The 19,322-nt window shown below is 40.3% G+C and carries 13 protein-coding genes and 1 tRNA gene; 6 read left to right on the top strand and 8 right to left on the bottom strand.

Annotation, left to right across the window (positions count from 1 at the left end; all coding sequences use genetic code 11):
• Positions 1 to 45: 45 nt before the first annotated feature.
• The 4 genes from ACFQ1M_RS04370 (at position 46) to ACFQ1M_RS04355 (ending at position 3,077) form a co-directional block, all read left to right on the top strand.
• Positions 46 to 540, top strand: coding sequence for a hypothetical protein (locus ACFQ1M_RS04370; protein ID WP_386404429.1), 495 nt, complete (start codon positions 46 to 48; stop codon positions 538 to 540).
• Positions 541 to 752: 212 nt separating this feature from the next.
• Positions 753 to 1,655: a DUF6892 domain-containing protein gene (locus tag ACFQ1M_RS04365; RefSeq protein WP_386404426.1), complete on the top strand. Its 903-nt coding sequence runs from the start codon at positions 753 to 755 to the stop codon at positions 1,653 to 1,655.
• A 54-nt stretch (positions 1,656 to 1,709) separates the two neighbouring features.
• Positions 1,710 to 2,393, top strand: coding sequence for a hypothetical protein (locus tag ACFQ1M_RS04360; RefSeq protein ID WP_386404424.1), 684 nt, complete (start codon positions 1,710 to 1,712; stop codon positions 2,391 to 2,393).
• 147 nt (positions 2,394 to 2,540) lie between these two features.
• Positions 2,541 to 3,077 carry a hypothetical protein gene (locus ACFQ1M_RS04355; protein ID WP_386404421.1) on the top strand — a complete coding sequence of 179 codons (537 nt, stop codon included), beginning with the start codon at positions 2,541 to 2,543 and terminating at the stop codon, positions 3,075 to 3,077.
• 194 nt (positions 3,078 to 3,271) lie between these two features.
• On the opposite strand, the gene ACFQ1M_RS04350 is transcribed toward ACFQ1M_RS04355, so the two are convergent.
• Positions 3,272 to 4,417, bottom strand: a complete 1,146-nt coding sequence (locus ACFQ1M_RS04350) for a N(5)-(carboxyethyl)ornithine synthase (RefSeq protein WP_386404418.1) — start codon at positions 4,415 to 4,417, stop codon at positions 3,272 to 3,274.
• 418 nt (positions 4,418 to 4,835) lie between these two features.
• On the opposite strand from ACFQ1M_RS04350, the gene ACFQ1M_RS04345 reads away from it, so the two are divergent.
• Entirely contained in the window at positions 4,836 to 6,008 is a 1,173-nt protein-coding gene (locus tag ACFQ1M_RS04345; protein WP_386404415.1) for a glycoside hydrolase family 130 protein, read from the top strand.
• Positions 6,009 to 6,442: 434 nt separating this feature from the next.
• Here ACFQ1M_RS04345 and ACFQ1M_RS04340 read toward each other — a convergent pair.
• The 3 genes from ACFQ1M_RS04340 to ACFQ1M_RS04330 all read right to left on the bottom strand — a co-directional run bounded on the left by ACFQ1M_RS04340 (position 6,443) and on the right by ACFQ1M_RS04330 (position 8,981).
• Positions 6,443 to 6,516: transfer RNA gene (locus tag ACFQ1M_RS04340), tRNA-Arg, on the bottom strand.
• A gap of 199 nt (positions 6,517 to 6,715) precedes the next feature.
• Positions 6,716 to 7,561: an alpha/beta hydrolase gene (locus ACFQ1M_RS04335; RefSeq protein ID WP_386404412.1), complete on the bottom strand. Its 846-nt coding sequence runs from the start codon at positions 7,559 to 7,561 to the stop codon at positions 6,716 to 6,718.
• Positions 7,554 to 8,981 carry a sulfatase gene (locus ACFQ1M_RS04330; RefSeq protein WP_386404409.1) on the bottom strand — a complete coding sequence of 476 codons (1,428 nt, stop codon included), beginning with the start codon at positions 8,979 to 8,981 and terminating at the stop codon, positions 7,554 to 7,556. The genes ACFQ1M_RS04335 and ACFQ1M_RS04330 overlap by 8 nt, the downstream gene beginning before the upstream one ends.
• A gap of 150 nt (positions 8,982 to 9,131) precedes the next feature.
• Here ACFQ1M_RS04330 and ACFQ1M_RS04325 point away from each other — a divergent pair, with 150 nt between their 5' ends.
• On the top strand, positions 9,132 to 10,586 hold the full coding sequence (locus ACFQ1M_RS04325; protein ID WP_386404406.1) for a family 43 glycosylhydrolase: 1,455 nt from the start codon (positions 9,132 to 9,134) through the stop codon (positions 10,584 to 10,586).
• Positions 10,587 to 10,797: 211 nt separating this feature from the next.
• On the opposite strand, the gene ACFQ1M_RS04320 is transcribed toward ACFQ1M_RS04325, so the two are convergent.
• The 4 genes from ACFQ1M_RS04320 to ACFQ1M_RS04305 form a co-directional block, all read right to left on the bottom strand.
• Positions 10,798 to 13,101, bottom strand: a complete 2,304-nt coding sequence (locus ACFQ1M_RS04320) for an alpha-L-rhamnosidase-related protein (protein WP_386404404.1) — start codon at positions 13,099 to 13,101, stop codon at positions 10,798 to 10,800.
• Between the two features lie 77 nt (positions 13,102 to 13,178).
• Complete coding sequence (locus ACFQ1M_RS04315) at positions 13,179 to 16,358, bottom strand: glycoside hydrolase family 2 TIM barrel-domain containing protein (RefSeq protein ID WP_386404401.1); 3,180 nt, start codon at positions 16,356 to 16,358, stop codon at positions 13,179 to 13,181.
• Between the two features lies 1 nt (position 16,359).
• On the bottom strand, positions 16,360 to 17,772 hold the full coding sequence (locus ACFQ1M_RS04310; RefSeq protein WP_386404398.1) for a sulfatase family protein: 1,413 nt from the start codon (positions 17,770 to 17,772) through the stop codon (positions 16,360 to 16,362).
• Positions 17,773 to 17,859: 87 nt separating this feature from the next.
• Positions 17,860 to 19,317: a RagB/SusD family nutrient uptake outer membrane protein gene (locus tag ACFQ1M_RS04305; RefSeq protein WP_386404395.1), complete on the bottom strand. Its 1,458-nt coding sequence runs from the start codon at positions 19,315 to 19,317 to the stop codon at positions 17,860 to 17,862.
• Positions 19,318 to 19,322 lie beyond the last annotated feature (5 nt).

The raw sequence follows: 19,322 nt of genomic DNA, 5'->3' as shown, positions 1-19,322 counted from the left end.
AATAACTGACGGTCATATAAGGCCGTTGTATGTCATAATAAACGAATGAAAAACACCATAAGAAAAGTCATGGTCATTATGATCTTAACCGCTGTCACGGATATTTTATTCGCTCAGACAAGCGAGAATGACGCTGTTACCTCAAAACAGTATAAACTAAACTTGGAATACAATGTAATGAACAACATCACTTTGGAAAATCCACGAAGATATAGGAATAAAGAACGTTACAAGCTTATTGAAACGGGCATTTATCTCGACCTTAAAGACGATGACGTTTTCAAATATAGGATGAGTATATCGTACGTGCAAGGGTCTGGTGAGACCAATGACCAATATCCTCTTGAAGATATTCTAGATAAATATTTATTATATGTGTCACACGAATTCAGGACAAAAAAGAATAAATTCAAGATTGAATTAGCTGGTGACCTTGATGATATTATCAAAGCCAAAAATGAGATCATTGGCAGGAAGGTCTTTAATAGAGATTATATAGGAGAGGACGGAAAAATATATGTGACTCTTGTAATTGAATAAAAACTCCACACAAGTAAGAACTTGAGCTAAAAACAGACTGTTTTAATTCGATATTGCCAAATTGTTTTCGGATCGATCGTTGTCGGTCGCCGGAGAGGCAGGCTCGTGTGATTGCAATTTGGTATCTTTAGGTTAAAGCGAAAAATGATGCCCCAATTTTCTCGAAATGAGTCATATAAAATTTAGTTAGCTCTAATATTGACGAAAATAATATGATTTCTATAAGACTATCCCAAGATAATTTTAGCATCAATGATTCTGCATTGCAATTTCCTATTGACATACGGGTTTTAGAGAATGTTTTATCGGCACCGAAAAGAGCTGTCAAGAAAAAGTACAACACCATCTACACTTGGGATGAATTAGGTGTCTTGGCCTATTCAAAAAATGGCAAGGCGATTGAAAGTCTTGTACTCGAGCTTAAAGAAGAAAATTTTGACTTTAGCCCTCAAGAGATCTTTAAAGGAGCGTTCTTTTTGAATGATGAGGAAGCCACTGCCTATTACAGCGCGAACAAAAACAAGAGGGTCAAACGTTTCGACCATGATCCATCAGGAGTCTTAGTGTTGAATAACATAAGTGTTTGGTTCGATCTAAATGAAGGAAAGGTTGAAGCCATTGAGATAACTACCTTCAAAGGCCCCTCCGTCAAAGAAATACCAAGAGACAAATATATCATCAAAGAGATCGATGAAGAGCAAATGGAGTTCGTAGATTTTGGTTTTAAATTATGCATGATCCAAGAACTCATGTATATCCAACAATTGCTGGTGCCAAAATTTGATCTGTTCGAATTTGTGATCTGGTATGACCAAAGGGACATCGATCTTGAGAAAGAAGGTTATGATCCTATACCAGAGGTAACACAATACTTCAAACAACTGCCCATTCCCAAGAGACTGGCAAATGCAGTGACCGAGATATATCAAGATGGTGGAAACAGTATTTACATGCAACTTTTGCGATTTGGAGAAGGTTGGGAACATTATTGGGACATAGAGACCGCTGAAGATGCAAAACAGTTCCCTAACTTGAAAAATGCTGTATTATGTTATGCAAAAAATAACGTAATTGATGAGTTTAAGCATATGGGAATTAAAGCCAGATGGTTATGAAATTGGCTACCATCCTTAAAAGAGACATTATGCCTAATTTTAAATTGAAAAAATATGAGATTTTTAATTGTCATCATCTTAATCTTAGTTGTTGTTATCACAATTTTCTCATTCAGTAGGAAGTTCAAAGGCATTAGAAAGCGATATAGCAATGGAATCGATTTCTATTTTACTCTAATAGCCACGATCATCGGTGTGCTATTGGCGTTTTATTTCTCTGACCTCGCAGAAAAAAGAAAAGACAAGCAGTATGTGATCGATATTCTAGAAATATCCAAGAGCAACGTAGATCAAAACTTCATAGAAAATAAAAGCCTCATTGACCTATACCAACAGGTAAAATTAGACTCTCTCAACGTTGCTATCAATGCTTTAAATTATCCAAACTTTACCGAAGAGATCATTTTTTCCGATTCAAAGATCAGCCAGTATATTTCCAAGGGCACCTACAAGTCATTATTGTCTCAATTTGAATCTGCTAAAAAAATGAGAAATCTGTTTCATACATATTCTTTTAATCAAAGTAGTTTAGTAGCAGAACAGTATAACATGACATTGAACAGAATTTCACAGCACATCGAGCTAGAGATCGAATTACAAAACGGTACTTTAAAGGAGAATGAGCTGAAAAAAAAGACCAAGGCTTTAAATAAAGCCTTTGTAGAGAAAACAAAAGAAATTAATCAAAACCCCATTATACGGAAATCTAGTACTGAACGAAAAGATAGCGATAAGTAAGCAGTTTAACCGAGTCGTTCTGGTAAGCTCCTAGTCTGACTGTCTTGCGGATTCTCAATTCGTTTTTATTTGCTAAATTACATACATAAGCATGCTAGTCAGCCTATTAAAACCAGAAAACATCATTAAAAGACCAAACTACGTTAAATGTCCAAGCTTCCACTTCTTATACTATTTTTTTTAGCATTCATAATAACATTGAGCTGTTCCTCTGTAAACGAATTTGGGAAACGACGAATAGGATTTCATTTTGAAAAAATCAAACCAAATTCCGACCCTATTGCATACACCATTGTTGACACCTCTAAAATGTATCGACAAATTTCTCTGATAAACACTTTTGACCATTCTAACGACTCGATGCAAAATCAGTATCTAAAGTCGAATCCTACGTATTTAAAATTTTATGAGAACGGTAGAGTTGGGAAGTTTACAAACATTGATGTGACCGACATAGACGATTTAAACCCCAAAAAGGCGGAAAGCTATTTATACACCTATAAAAAAGGAAAGTTCATTGTTCAAGTTTATTTCAAAAATCCACAATGTGGCGAATGCTTTATAAAAGAGACCTTGTCGAAGGTATCAAAAGACACCATAAAAATGTATAGCGAAGACTACATTGCGACCTATATTAAAATCGACATCCCAAAAAGTTATTTGATCTATAAACCCGAGTGGTGAAGGCCTATACATACTGATGTAAAACTGCAATTTCAGCTAAAGGTACTTTGGGACTACCCTTCGACTGAGCACAGAGCTGGCTCTAGACAAATCTTACCCCATCGCTGGTAGTCACGGTTCATCCTATAAAAACACGTTCACGATAATTTAGAATCCAATATTGGCAACCGTACTTTTCGAAACATATTGTTTCTTTATGCCTTCACATGATGGGGATAATCCTTTTGACGATGCTGGAACCTTAGAATAGCGTCTTTCACAATGACTCCTTTGTCAACATTTATCGCATTTTTAATGGTTGCATTTTCATTCCAACTTTCGCGACCAGCGATCACAGAAGGCAAATGCACGAGCAACGCAGCTGAAATGGACCGGGAAGCACTTTCCCAAAAATAACTCGGCGTATGATCCACTGCGTAGTAATCGATATCATCGATCGCTATGATCGGATCTTTAAAGGTGGTAGGCCTTGCAAAATAAAACCCCATGCCCTCATCGCAGCTCACATCGATAATTAGCGTACCAGGTCTAAGCATCGATCTTTCATGCGCTTTCACATAATCAATGGGATCATCGGTATTTTGATAGGTTCCATTGATGATGATTTCAGTTTCTTCTATCAGGTCTAATAACGGTCGTTCCGAACCATCATGTTCAACCACAATTAATCTTGGTTCGTTTTCGCCTCCTTTTCTAATCCGAACATAGTGCACATTTAGCACTTCTTCTCTTACTTCGTGATCCGGTCTTTGAATACAGATGGTGATATCTCTAAAACCATGTGCCTTTAGGGCGTAAATGGCGCCTCTACTAACGGCACCAAAGCTAAAGATGATCACCTTTCGCTGGTTGCCATAATGACCATCTATTCCCTTTAATTGCAGTGCATGTATAACCGCACTATAACCGGCCATTTCATTGTTCTTATAAAATGTATGTCTTCCCATTTGTCCGCTCGGATTCCATACATACATATCTTCAAAAGCGATCAGGGTTAATTTCTTATCTATTGCGATCTGTGTAATTTGTGACTGTTGTGCACAATGCGGATATCCCCAAAGCGTGCCATCCTCTTTTAGTTCCTCTAGATCTGATAGAACTGGTTTGGCAATTATTACAGAACCAATATCAGTTAATATTTCACTTCGCGTTGCCATTCCACCAGTGACGTCGCTAATTTCTTCGTCTTTGACATTGAAAGGCGCTCCATAGCCCTTCTCGAAAACAAGTTGCCTTCGAATATGTTCTGGAAGTCTTTTTAAATGCTCTGGATGAATAGGCACGCGTCTTTCATCTTCTTTTTTGGAAGTACCGATAACACCCATTTTTAATAAAGCCATATACAGTTGAATTAAAACGAATTGCAGCGCAATGACATAAGCAAAACGTAAGATTACAATTACTATTAGATAGTTACTTACCAGCAATCAGTCATTAGGTTGGTCACTAGGGTTTCATTGATCAAAATAAAGGCTCAAAGTACAAAGCCTCAGAAATCGCTGTAGTGGTGCGAAGGGATAATTAATATCAACAGAAAGATAGTACGTTGTTCAAAGATACTTGTTTTAAGCTCATTAATTGGTTAATACCATTAAAACTTCTTAAAATCAAAATGTAAGTCCTTCAATTGCAAAGGTTACTCAAAGTTTTGAAATTGAAATGCCCGAATAAGAAGATTGCTGATAATGGCTATTAATAAGACACTGAATTTAAAATCACTACCTTACAACTACATCAATCCACACTATAAAATATACCATGTTCAATAATATTCATAGGACTGAGTCTTTTTATTTGGTGATCCTATTGGCAACTTTGTTTTGTGGCTGCAAGGAGAAATCCTTAAAGACCGATCGACCACCACATGACCTCCAGCATTGGGCCTTCACAGGTTTTACAAAGGTCGATAGTCTTAACCCTATCCTAAGGCCCACAGCAAGCCTACATTTTGAATGTCCTATAACAAAAAAACACCGGAATTGGGAGGAAAGAAATGTACTAAATCCTTCCGCAATAGTAAAAGACGGTGAAATTTACCTGTTCTATAGAGCACAAGATTCAAGCGGAACATCTCGCATTGGCCTTGCGATCAGTTCCGATGGACTTCATTTTACAAAACAAGAAAGACCCGTATTCTATCCGGATAACGATTTTATGAAAGCGTATGAATGGAATTATAAGAAGATGGATAAGGATGCAGCATTGGAAGATTGTCTAAACTGTTATTTTGATGGAGTTGAAGATCCACGAATTGTCGAAAGTGAGGATGGGCTTTACATTATGACCTATACGGCCTATGATGGCAAAACAGCGCGCCTAGCGATTGCATCTTCTAAAGACCTAGTTACATGGACCAAGCATGGACTTGTTTTAAAAGAGGATAAAGATATTTGGTCAAAATCGGGAGCCATTGTTGTAGAATTGGTCGAAAACAAAAATATTGCTAAAAAAATAGATGGAAAATATTGGATGTATTTTGGAGATACAAATTTGTTTTTGGCCACCTCAAAAGACGTGATCAATTGGGAAGTATGTAAGGATGAGGAAAATAAAAGGATGATATCGGTCTTACATCCTCGGAAGGGCTATTTTGATAGTAGATTGGTTGAACCCGGCCCTTTTGCCATATTCAAAGAAGAAGGGATTTTATTGATATATAATGGAAGTAATGCAGCTAATTTCAATGACTCCAATTTACCTAAATTCACCTATGCTGCTGGCCAAGCACTTTTTGACAAGAACGAGCCCTATAAGTTACTCGACCGAACAGAACAATATTTTATTCATCCCGATAAGGATTATGAGAAAGTTGGTGAGGTGAACGAAGTTTGCTTTGTAGAGGGGCTGGTAAAGTTAAAAAACAAATGGTTTCTCTACTATGGGACGGCCGACTCAAAAATAGCCGTGGCAATTCACCACATGGAAAAATAAGCCAAAAAACCTCTATGGCCCGTGCTGAAAATAAGCCCAACAGCGCCTGCGACGCTGGTGCCTTTTTTCGTTCGCTGAAAGATCGATGGGCAGGATTCAAGTTCCCTTGCCATCCGTGGTGAAAGTAAGCCTCACAACGTCTGCAACGTTGACGCCTTTTTTCGTTCGCTCGAAAGATTGATAGGCAGGATTCAAGTTCCCTTCCAATCCGTGCTGAAAATAAGCCTCACAACGTCTGCAACGTTGACGCCTTTTTTCGTTCACTGAAAGATCATGCAACAGGATTCAAGTTCCCTTGCCATCCGTGCTGAAAGTAAGCCTCACAGCGCCTGCGACGCTGGCGCCTTTTTTCGTCCGCTCGAAAGATCATGCGAGCATGACTTTCTGCGAACGAAAAAAGCCTAACCGATTCCTCGGTTAGGCTTGCTTATTCGTGATCGCGACAGGATTCGAACCTGTGACCGTCTGCTTAGAAGGCAGATGCTCTATCCAGCTGAGCTACGCGACCAAAATGATTTTGTATTACGGTCGGCAAATATACAATTTCTTCTAAAAAAGTATAAATATAATGACCTTTTTATTTTTTTATAAAGATAAAGGTATTCAAGTAAAACTACTTCTAGTAAATCTATAAATTCAAGCAGCTCGCAATCAACAAATATGGGGTGATCGAAAAGATCGCCGGCCGAACATTCATCAATGATGGGCTATCGCTTTGACTTTTCCCGAATGAATTTCAACAATAAAGGAAACGCCGGTTCCGTCATTTGGTGGCCATAGCCTTTTAGTTCGTACAACGTGACATCTTTATGCCCCACAACTTTCATCATACGAAAGAAATAAGCATTTTCCTCATAACGGCCAAGCATTTCCAGATTGCGGTCTCCAGTGATGAGCAAAAAAGGTGATGCCTCCTTTCGGACATGAAACAATGGGGCGAACTCATCTACAACAGGTCGCTCTCCCGAAATACCCCTTTCCTTGCGGATGGTAAAATGCGTAATTGTATGTCCACTCATCGGAATGACACCTGCGATATCGTCGGCATCTATGTGCTGTTCCTTAAGCCATTTTTTGTCTATTCCTAACATACTGGCGAGATAACCGCCCGCAGAATGTCCAGAAATAAAAATTTGTTGTGCAGTACCCCCATAGCTTTCAATATGTTTGAACACCCAAGCTACAGCCGCTGCGGCATCCGCAAGATAAGCTGGGTTTTTAACTTTTGGATACAGCCGATAATTGACAGCCACGACGCCGACTCCTTGATTCTTTAACCTTTCAGGGATGAACTTTTCACCACCCGCTAGTCCTCCCCCATGAAACCAGACGACAGTCGGGAAATTTTTGATCTTAGTAGGATAATAAATATCCAATAAGCATTTTTCTTGCAGATAGGAGTCTGTTTTTATGATGGAATCAGCATAATATGGAATATTCGATCTTAATATATAATCTGCATCTTGACCGTAAGTGTTGATCCAGAGCAAAAAACAAAATGGAATGATCATAAAGCATCGCTCAACTAAGAACCTGTACTTAAAACTATTCATCGACATAATCGGGGTTTGGCTCTGGGAATTTGGCATCCATGGTTATGAGTAAACTTTCCATTTTAGCCTTCAATTCCTCCAGCTTTTGAATCTCTCGCTGCGCTAGATCATTACTTTCAGCAATATCTTCTTCTAGGTTATAAAGCTCAAAGCTGTCGTCTTCATAAAAATGAATGAGCTTCCAATCTCCCTCTCGATACGCTGTAGAAGGTTTTCCTCGCTGCGGACTGTAATGCGGTAAATGCCATAACAATCCCCTATCGTACATCGAATCTCCTTTAAATAAAGGTAGCAAACTTGTGCCATCGGTCGTTCTTTCTGAAGCTCCAGCAATTTCCATAAAGGTATTGTAAAAATCTTGGGCGATCACCGGGGTCGAATCGATTCGATTCCCCTCGATCAGCGCTGGCCACCGTATGATCAAGGGCTCTCTGATTCCCCCCTCATAAACATATCCTTTGCCTTCGCGAAGCATACCATTGTCGGTAGGCGGTGTGTGTTTGGCAAAAGCAGGAACTTCCCTTACCGATAAGCCGCCGTTATCAGAGGTAAACAGAACCAACGTATTCTCGTCAATTCCCAGATCCTTCAACTTTTTCATTACACGGCCTACATTAATGTCAATGCTTTCTATCATAGCAGCATAATGAATATTTGGCATTACACGCTCGTCATCGCTTCCTCTTTTGTTCCGATATTTTTCAACTAAGCTGTCTTTGGCTTCAATGGGTACGTGGGGTGAATAATAATTCAAGCTCAAAAAGAATACTGAATCTTTCTGCTGCTCAATATATTGAACAGCCTTGTCGGTTAAAACATCCGTCAAAAAATCCCCTTCTTTCGAGGAGTCTTGTATCTCAGGCTTTTCTCCAGGAGTGAAAAAAGGATAAAAGAAACTTGTCGGTAGCCCATTCCATGCACCGGCGATATTTAGGTCGAAACCCCGATTGTCTGGTGTGAATTTTCCGCCTCCCAAATGCCATTTTCCTATGAAAGCCGTCTTATAATTTTTAGTTTTCAGCGCTTCCGCAATAGTTTGATATGTGGTATCCAGCTGCTGGTTTATGGGCGGTGTTCTTAATTTTTGATTGGGACCGGCGGGCTGATTGCCATGAATATGCTCGGTAATATTAACGCGAATAGGATGTAGCCCTGTTATCAAACTTGCCCTAGATGGACTGCATAGCGGTGCGGCAGCATAAGCATCGGTGAATTTGATGCCTTCTGCTGCCAATCGATCTAGATTTGGCGTCTCAATAAAATCATTGCCATAACAAGCCAAATCGTACCATCCCAAGTCATCTGCTACGATCATGATGATATTAGGCGGTGATGGTTTTTCTTCTTCTTTCTTACATGACGACAAAATGAAGAATGATGCCATAGCTATAATGGGCAATACATATCTGGTAATTCTCATTGCTCTTTTAGTTTATGCTAGTTGGAATAAAGCTACATATTGTTATTTGAACAATCATCATGCACTTACCTGCCTCAACCTTATCAGCACGGTACAGGATACTTTTTCCATTAAATCGGTTCAACTTTGTTATTTCATAAACACTAAAATATGAAATGCTTTGGTTGGGTACTTATCTCGTTATTTTTTCTTGCTTCATGTTTGAGTTTCTCACAACAGATCACCATCGATAACACAAAATCAAGGTTTGACGAAAACGGTGAGATCGTTGATGCGCATGACGGTCGTCTCATTCAATTTGGAGACACCTTCTATTGGTATGGCACTTCGTATGGCAGCACCAACGGTTTTACCACCCAAAATCACTATCGTTGTTACAGTTCGAAAGACCTGAAAAACTGGAAATATGAGGGCAAATTATTACCCGACCAACCCGAAGGCGTCTATTACCGGCCGCATGTTGTTTACAACAAAAAAACCAAGAAATATGTACTCTGGTATAACTGGTACCCCAAGCTTTGGGACGGGCAATTCGGGGTAGCGACTAGCGATACGCCTCAAGGGCCTTTCAAGATCGTCAATAGCAATGTGAACATGGCAAACTCCAAAATTGGCCTCGGAGACTTCGGGCTTTTTGTTGATGAAGATAATACTTGTTATTTAAGCTATAACACCATACAAAATCATCAAGTATCCGTAGAAAAATTAAACGATGACTACCTTTCTTCCACAATGGAAAACGGAGGTATCATTGCCAAACATATGGAAGCTGGAACCATGTTTAAAAAAGGTGGAAAGTACTATTTGCTAACGGATTATACCTGTTGTTTTTGTAATTACGGTTCTGGGGCCAGAGTGTATGTATCGGACAACCCTTTGAAGGGTTATACTTTCACATCAAATATCAATAGATATCCAGGCAAGTTTGCACCAACACTTATAGATGGTATCAAAAGAGGAACTGCTTATTCCACATTGACCAAGACAGATGATACATTTGATGCTATTGAAATCACCTTCAATCCTACAACCAAAATAGATCAATTATCCATTTATACATTTTCCGGTAATCGCCCTGAGAATTGTGGTGATGTCAGTAATCCAAGAGTTCATCCTATAATTACAACTCCAAGTTTTGATCTACAGCTTTGGACAGGACGAGAATGGAAAGACATTACATTTAGGAATAGGGAGGTTAAGAAAACAGCTTTAAGTGAACGAATAAAACTTGAATTTGATCAGATAAAGGTCGATCGTCTTAAAATAGTTCCCAAAATCGACTATCCATATGAAAGTATCTATATCAATGAAGTTGAATTATATCGTGGAAGAAACGCAATATCTCTGACCAAAGCCAATGTTTTTATAACAGGGAAAAAAATACAGCAAAAGCCCATCATTCCAGCGCAGCAATCGTATGTAATGAAATTAAATACAGCTGAAGGTGAAAAGTATATCTGGATAGGCGACTTATGGGGTTCGGCATCTGACAATATCAAAGGTCATGATTATCAATATTGGAGTGCGCCTCTGGAGTTTTGTAGCGATGGCACCATCAAGCCTATGCAATTTATCGATCAATGGTCGGTAGAATTGAAAAAATAGCCCATAACCATGAACTGACAATACCAAAGTGGCGCAGGCGTTAGCAGCAAAGAGGTAGTTGACCTTATCTTCTACTACAGATGATGCCCGAGAAGATATTTTTGCAGTCCTTCAAATTGAGCCCAATAGGCGTCAAGATCCAATTCCGAATAATACGGCTTTGATCATGTCTTGATTTTTTGGTTTTAGTTATGTGCCAAATGAAGAAGGGCTAATACTTTGCAATAAATGTGTATGACCCTTCATTAACTTCAAAGATTCTATATGGTCCCTCTTCGGTATAGGCCATGCCGGTTTTATTGACCTCAACTTTTTTGAATGAGGAAGGCAAATAAACACTCGCTTTGGTTCCTTTGGGAATCTCAACTTTGAGTATAAAGGACTCTTCGTTCTTTAGTTCAACTCTAATATCGCCTTTAATGCTAGGAACGACTGCTCTAATATGCTTTAAAGGTCCTGGCTGCGGTTTAATCTGGAATGTGTTCCAACCTGGAGAAGTCGGTCTAATACCAGTAGCGTATTGATATAACAAGGTAAGCCCTCCTCCACTCCACCCATGATTTGTAGTACCACCTCCGAAGCCTTCTGCGCCGATGCCCCAACCTTCCCATAAAGTCGAATAGGTGGTGTTGAGCACCATCTTTGAAAAACGTTGTTTCATTCGTTGCAGGGCAAAATCGTCGTGCCCCATCATGAACAAAGCCTCAAGCACATATTTTTCCATATAAGGACTTGCGTGCATTTCAGTTTGCAAAACCTTATAGATCGGATCGTATTTGTCCTTATCAGCTAGACCAGAAACAACGGCCAAGCCCTGTGAACGATCGTCCGTTGCTCCCTTATAATTCATTGATCGGTAGTGATTTCCCTTCCAGAACTTTGTATTAAATGCAGTTTTAAAGCCTTTCATGAGATGATAGACAGAATCGGCCTCATTTTGCTTTCCAACTGCCTCAGATAATTTTGCATAGCCCTTAAGCGCTAGATAATATTGAGTATTCATCAAAAGTGGTATGTCTCTATTTTGCCCCCAGTCTCCCCAGGTCCAACCTCCTTTTCTAACGTTTACGGTGCCATCTTCTCTAAGCTTCCATAGAGAAAGGTAACGCTTTACGGGTTCGTATATTTTTTGGATGGTCTCAAGATCGCCAGTGTTCAAATAATAGTTCCAAAAGCCGTAATAGCCAACGCTCATGAGCATTTGCCCTGGTAATTCCTGATTCCAGTTTCCCGCAGGGATAGGAGAAAAAATGGTACTGTCCCTACGTTGCCAATTCATCAATTCGAGCATCCCCTTTTTGGTCAAGGCATCGGCTTTACGGTCCAATGCATAGAAGGCTTCTCCACTTTCCAACACCACATCGCCCCACCATTGGGCACGCTCACGACCAGGCGTGTCCATGTAATTATCGCGCATCGTCACATACAAGGTACGCACTGCTTTTTTGCACATCTGATTATAAAACGCATCATCCACCTCAATGCTACCGGCAAATTCGGTATCATAACCGGTTTCACGATATTTTAGATCCAAAACTTCTACTCCCTTAGGAATTACATAATACATTATATGTCCATTGACCCACCCCAAGGACTCATAGCTTTGCTCACCTTCTTTAGTGATATACTCCGCTCTCATATTATATTCCGATCCCCCTTTGTAATTGTCGGTCAGCATGGTAATTCTTTCACCTGCTTTGGAATTCACTTTTAAAAATGGTGTTACTTGGGCATTATAAGGTAGTTTACATTTTATGGTATCCCCCTTGCTTACAAAAGGGAAGTTGAATGTATTCCCATAAGCTTTTAACCCGAAGTCTTTCCAAAAAGGAATCGGCCTTTTCACCAGTTGATTCCAAGGAGGACAAATACCTTGGCAAATCACTTTTGCATCTTGCCAACCGCTATCATCGAAATCGGATTGTACCCAATCTGGAACGTCTTTTTGCGCATCGAATACAATATTGGATTCCGGTAAGCGCCAATTGGGTTGCGGATCCTCACTTTTAGAAATGTAAGCTGGATGTGAAATAGCTTTCCAGGAGTCATCCGTTTGAAGAATGAGTTGGTCACTTTGATATAATTCAGTAATTAACCCAGCTTTACCGCTAGATTTGTGTGTCATTCCGTCCTTGCCAAAATACCAGACCAAGATTGCTACAGTATTTTTCCCATCCTTTAGCAGATTGGTCATATCTACCTTATCGTAATAAGTATCATCAGGAGTCGGCCCTCTTTTTAGACCTCCTTCAAAAACGATAAGCTCTCCATTGATCCATAACCAATATTTTGAATCTACTGCTAATCGCAGTTTGGCTTGAGAAGTGTCTTTTTTATATTCGAAAGATTTCCTGAAAGCCAGCCAGGCATTTTTTTCGGGCAATACGCTTTGAATAGTGACCCAATTGGCTTTCCAATCCTGGGCTACCGATAATTGCGTCTTTCCAGAAGGGGAAGTCCTTTCTTCTTTACAAGAAAACGCCAGTAAAACCATAAATACGAAGTACCACCTCATAGACCATTGAATTTAATATCACTTCACAAAATAGAATAAAGAAAAGTAAAAACCGTCTTGTTGTATCCTGACAGGGACTATTCTTTCACCATCTTGATTCGAAAAGAATATTGGTAAGCTTTAGCAGGAATCCTAAAAGATTCATGTGGCCGAGCATCAATATTCCAGGTATTATCTCCACCCACACCCATCTGTTTATAATCAATATTTAACGTTATGGTGTTTTCAAATTTAAGCTCCTCAATACGATTGGCATCTTCAATTTGATCTTGGGTAAATGGCCACGCACTAAAACTCAATGGTTCAGATATCGCTTCAATATAAAGCTTTTGACCTTTTGAATTGGACAGCGTTGCCCAAAACACATCTGTTTTATTACTGCTTTCCTGAGGGCGCACATAATAAGTGAAATCTTTTTTCACGGAAGTTGAAAATCTTCCAAGAAAGGCTCCCGTCCGCTTATCGACATAACTTTCTAATGGTCCTCGCCCAAACCACTCTAATTTGTCAAATTCGGACGGAATTTGTAGCTGCCAGCCAACGCGAGGAATTTCAGGGAGATTTGCCGCCGGCTCCAACTGATAGTCCAGTTGCATGGAACCATCTTTGTGAATCGTATATTGCTGCATCACTACCAATTTGGTATCCCCTGTTTCATGCCTTGTTTTCACTTTAACTGTATGCGAATTCTTCTCGGATGAAATACTGGCTAATCGTAGACTTTTGGAAGCTCCCTTCCAAAATTTCTGCCGGTTCATAATACCCGAAGCCAAGTCATTGTCTGTAGGAGGGCGCCAAAAATTGGGCCTGGGAGCTACACTGATAAAATTTTCACCTTTCAAAGCATATTTTATAAGCTCCCCATTTATTTTATCAAAGACAACGGCTATATCATTGACCGAAATAGTAATGTGTGAATCCGTTTCTTCTAAAGTTGTAGTTGGTTCTGTTACCAAGGTGTCTTTCTTCGGGATGTATTGTAAAAGGAATTGCTCGGCGGCCACTTCAAAACCTTTGTCAGCCCAAGGTTTACCTTCTTTTAACACAAAGGCGATCTTTACATGATAGTGAAGTCCTGGCTTGGGCTGAATTTCTGGAAGTGGTATCTGAAGGATTCCTGTCTTATTGGGAAGAACATCAGGAGATGCCAAGATACCAGATCGGACCACTCTTCCATCTTCAGTAATTTCCCAAGTCACATCATACTCGCTAAGATTCGTACGAAAATGGCGGTTGTGTACCTTAAATTTCCCTCTAACATTACTGTCAGCTTCTATTTTTACACGTTGCCAGACATATTTGGCCTGCCATCCTCCTGATTTGACCTTTCCATCTGCGGAGATCAACCCTTTCTGCACAGGATTGAGATCAGCCTGCGGTTGCCCAAAGTCTTCGCCATGTTTCCATAGCACCTTACCGTCATTGCTCTCTTTAGCGATCAACTGATCTCGCCAATCCCAAACATAGCCGCCTACAAGTCGAGGGTATTTTCGTATCGCTTTCCAGTAGCTTTCCAGATCTCCTGTAGAATTTCCTTGGGAATGTGCATACTCGCACCATATCACTGGCCGATCGTCATCGGGTTTAGTGGCAAGGTCGATCATGTCATCCGTAAGCCTATACATTCTACTTAAAAAGTCGGTATAGCTACGATCCTTCGGTTCGGGTTTTGGCCAATTGTAGCCATAGATATTCTGGGCACCCTCGGCGTGAATCGGACGTGTAGCGTCAAATTCTTTGACCCAAGCTGAGAGTGCAGCATGATTGGGTCCGAATCCAGCTTCATTACCTAGCGACCAACTGATGATACTTGGATGGTTCTTATCGCGCTCTACCATTCGAATACCACGCTCTAGAAATGCGGTATGCCAAGCAGGAACATTGCTAAAGAGCGATCCTTTCCCGTGACTTTCGATATTGGCCTCATCCATTACGTAGATTCCGTACTCATCGCAAAGCTCATACCAATATGGTGGGTTAGGATAGTGTGATGACCTGGACGCGTTCACATTGAGTTGCTTCATAAGTTGAGCGTCCTTTTGCATCGCTTCTTTTGTAACCGCTTTTCCGGTCACAGCATCCCAATCATGACGGTTGACTCCATAGAGCAGCACCGGGACACCATTGACCTTAAACTGTCCATCACTAATATCAATTTCACGGAAACCAACTTTTGTACTTCTAGCTTCAGTCAATTTTCCATTATTATCTTTTAATGAAAGGACCAATGTGTATAGGTTGGGGTATTCTGCAGACCATTTTTTAGGATTTTCCACCTTTACCTTCATCAGATTGTCAAAAGGTCGATTGCCGATCTGCGGGTAATATTCCTTTAAGATCTCCTCGACAGGAATCTCCAGTGCTTCCAAAAGTACTGGTTGCTTATCAGTATCATAAAGTTGTGCGGTCACTGTCCAATCTTTGGTATCGATCTCTTTAAATTTCATGATCTCTGGGCGTATTGCTAATACGGCATCATTGTACTTATCATCTAGATCCGTTCGCACCGCAAAGTCGTAAAGTTGTACCTTTGGAGCAGCTTCAAGGTACACCTCTCGTGTGATACCACTCATGCGCCAATGGTCCTGATCCTCAAGATAGCTGCCATCGCTCCATTGCGATACTTGAAAGGCGATCGTATTGTTTTTTGCTTTCAAAAAATTCGTAATATCAAATCTGGCAGGTAATCTGTTGTCTTCGCTGTAGCCTACAAAGTTTCCATTGACCCAAACGGTAAGACATGAAGAAACCGCACCTACATGCAAGGTAATTTGCATGTTTCGCCATTTTTTAGGGAGGTCTATATTCTTCCTATATAGACCCGTGGGGTTGTAATCTTCGGGAACATTAGGCTCTTTAACTCCTTTCTTTTCCCATATCTGATGGGTAAGGCGATGCCATGGTTTGCCATAACCATGCAATTCCCAATTGGAAGGTACAGGAAGTTCTTTCCACTCGCCTACGGAATAAGAAGGTATGAAGAAATTCTGTGGTACTTCGGAAGGCGCTTTGACAAGGTGAAACTTCCATGGTCCGTTCAAAGAAAGTTTTCTAGGGGAAGCATCCTTATTGGTCGCTATGGCCAATCTTTCATTGGGATATGATATGGAGGTAGCCCGAGCTGGAAGCTTATTGACATTGACCACCTCTGGATTTTGCCAGTACGGTTTCGATTGGGCATTGATGATACAAGCTGGTATCAATAGCAATAATAGACCACGACCAATCGAACCAACGTTCCCAATTATAGAGATCATATTACTCGGCTAATTTTTTTAGTTTCCAATATTTTTCTCTCATCGCCTGTTCTAACATCTTCGCGTCTTGATTCCCCATAAGGTTGTTCGTCTCGAAAGGGTCTTTGGACAGCTCGTATAATTCTTCAAAGATCACATCGGTGGTATCCCGATTCATGAAGTATTTCATGTATTTCTTATCTCCGCTTACCACGCCTTCGGTGCTTGGAATGTAATAATCATTTGAAGATTTCCACAGGTGTTCATAGAAAAAAGAATCTCTCCATTCGGTATCAGGGTCAGCCATCAACTTTGTGAGATCTTCCCCTTGAATCATTTTTGGAGCCTCTACTGCGGCTATTGATAGTATCGTAGGTGCAACATCTATATTAAGTACCTTTTTATCGATCACCGTACCTTTAACCTTAGAACGAGGATCATTAATGATCATAGGTACACGAATGGATGCCTCACTACCATACCACTTGCCAGCGAAACCATATTCGCCAAGATAAAAGCCGTTGTCACTGGTATATATGATGACCGTATTTTTATCTTGTCCTGTTTCCTTTAGTTTTTTCAATATCTCTCCGACGACAACGTCTACTCCATGAATCAGTCGATAGTATTTTTTAATGGACTCTTGTTGTTGCGCTGATGTCGAAAATCGATCTTCCCATCTATTTCTTGCTACGTTGTTCGTAGTGAAGTTTGAAGGAAAATATTCAAAATATTCTGAAGTTGATGTTTTCGGAATATCGATGGTAGCATCCTCATATAGCTCGGCATAAGCCTCATTAGGCAGAAAAACTCCAGGGTCTCCTTCTACATGAGGTGCCTTAAAGCTTACCGACAAACAAAATGGCTTGTCCAAGCCCCTTTGCAATTCCAAAAATTCCGTGGCCTGCTTGCCTATCATATCTGTTAGATGTGTTGCATTTCCATCTCTATCCTTTTGATCAAAGGTGCCTTGTCCTTCAAAGCCTTTCCAATAGTCGTATTTATCAACGGGAAGTTGATTCCCCACCCCATATTTACCAATAAAACCGATGTAATATCCGGATCTCCTTAATAAGAGTGGATACGTATTGTCAAGCTGTTCTTCTGTAAAATTTTTACTAAAACCCCAAATTTTATGTCTTCGGGCATATTGTCCGGTAAGAATACTTGCCCTACTTACTGCACAGATTGAAGTAGTGACATAGGCATTTTTAAAATACACCCCATCTTTTGCCAAGGTATCTATATTGGGAGTCTTTAAGACGGTATTCCCGGCATAACCTATAGCATCCCAACGCTGATCATCCGTCAACAAAAAGATGATATTGGGTCTTGTGTCTTCATGAATAGCGAAATCATCCTTTTTTCTTTCCTTACATGCAATCGATAAGACGATCAAAAGAATTGACGCTACAATTTTGTGAGGATTTTTCATTCCTTTTGTTTAAAGAAGCAAGGCATGGCCGTTTAAACAACCACACCTTACTCCCGCAATTTATACCTTAACTTAAAACTCAGTTGACTATTCCCATCCCGGAGTTTGTTCAAAACCAAACTCTAGTACCTGATTGAAAGGAATCCCAAAGACATCTCTAATGTTTTGGTAGGCCTCAGCTCCAGTCACTGTTTGACCATTCGCGATCTCCTGAATTCCATGTGCGGTCATGACTTCTACCAATTTACCGGTTCGTAGAAGGTCAAAATATCTATGACCTTCGAAAGCTAATTCTTTTCGGCGTTCATCGGCTATCGTCTGTTCTAAGTCAGCTAATTCGGCTGCTGATAAAGTGGGCGAAAGTCCAGCTCTGGCTCTTATTTGTCCTACTAATGTGGCTGGATCTCCACCACCTACTTTTTCATAACATTCGGCTAGCATCAGTAAGGCATCTGCATACCTGTACATCTGCCAATTAATATCCTGTTGACCAGGCTGATTTTGATCGAATGGTTTTGCAAATTTGCTAACCCAATAAAATAAATTGCTATTAGAATCGGTATAAGTTGATATGTTATGCAGATAACGTTCATCCATCGGGTCATAAGCGTCCAGTATGCTTTCGGTTGGCTGAAATTGGTTGCCTCGGCTGTTAGGCGCAGCATTGGGACCCAGAATGTCATTACCACTTCTGTTAGGTACAAAATTGGTGAAAAAGTTAGCTCCTTGGTCCAATGCTGGACTATACTGAATCTCAAAAATTCCTTCGTTGTGATTCTTGGTCAAAAACACGTCGCCATAGTTGGGCAAAAGCGAATAGCCAAGACCGGTAATTTGTTCTAGTAGCGGTCGGGCCTCAGTATATTGTTGCAACGCCATGTGAATTTTAGCCTTTAACATTAAAGCGGCTCCTAAGGTAGCCCTTCCTTCATCATCGGTATCGCTTGGTAATAGATCAATGGCTTGTTGCGCATCATTCAAAATCTCGGAGTAGACCTGATCAGCCGGGTCTCGTGCGATGAATTCCTCGGACAAGATCTGATCTGGGCTTTCCCCAGGACGATCAATATATGGTATATCCCCATAAATCCTCACCAAATTAAAGTGGAATAATGTTCTTAAAAAAAGTGCCTCTCCTTTTCGAGCGTTTTTGATTTCTTGCTCTTGATATTCGACATCATCGATACTGGCTAGCACGAAGTTTGCTCTTGAAATTCCAACATAATTGTCATTCCAGTAACTAGAGAGAAGACCGTTTGTAGCGTCCATGGTAAATTCGTTCATCTGGTCATCATTCAGTCCGCCACCATCTCCTGTAATTTCGATGTTCGTATTATCAGCCCTCGTCTCGCCAAATCTTAATTGGAGGTTATTGTGTATGCCTCTATTTACGCGATAGGTCGAGGCGATGCCCTGGTCTATCTCATCTTCGGTCTGAAAGAAGCTATCAGTTGTTCTAAATGCCTCGGGCGTCTCTTCCAAAAAATCTTGACATCCCGTTATCAATAGAGCGATCACAGCTGTTTTTATGATATTTTTCATCATGAAAT

It is taken from the genome of Sungkyunkwania multivorans (assembly GCF_042675645.1).
Lineage (GTDB): Bacteria > Bacteroidota > Bacteroidia > Flavobacteriales > Flavobacteriaceae > Sungkyunkwania > Sungkyunkwania multivorans.
This window is presented reverse-complemented; position numbering and strand designations above follow the sequence as displayed.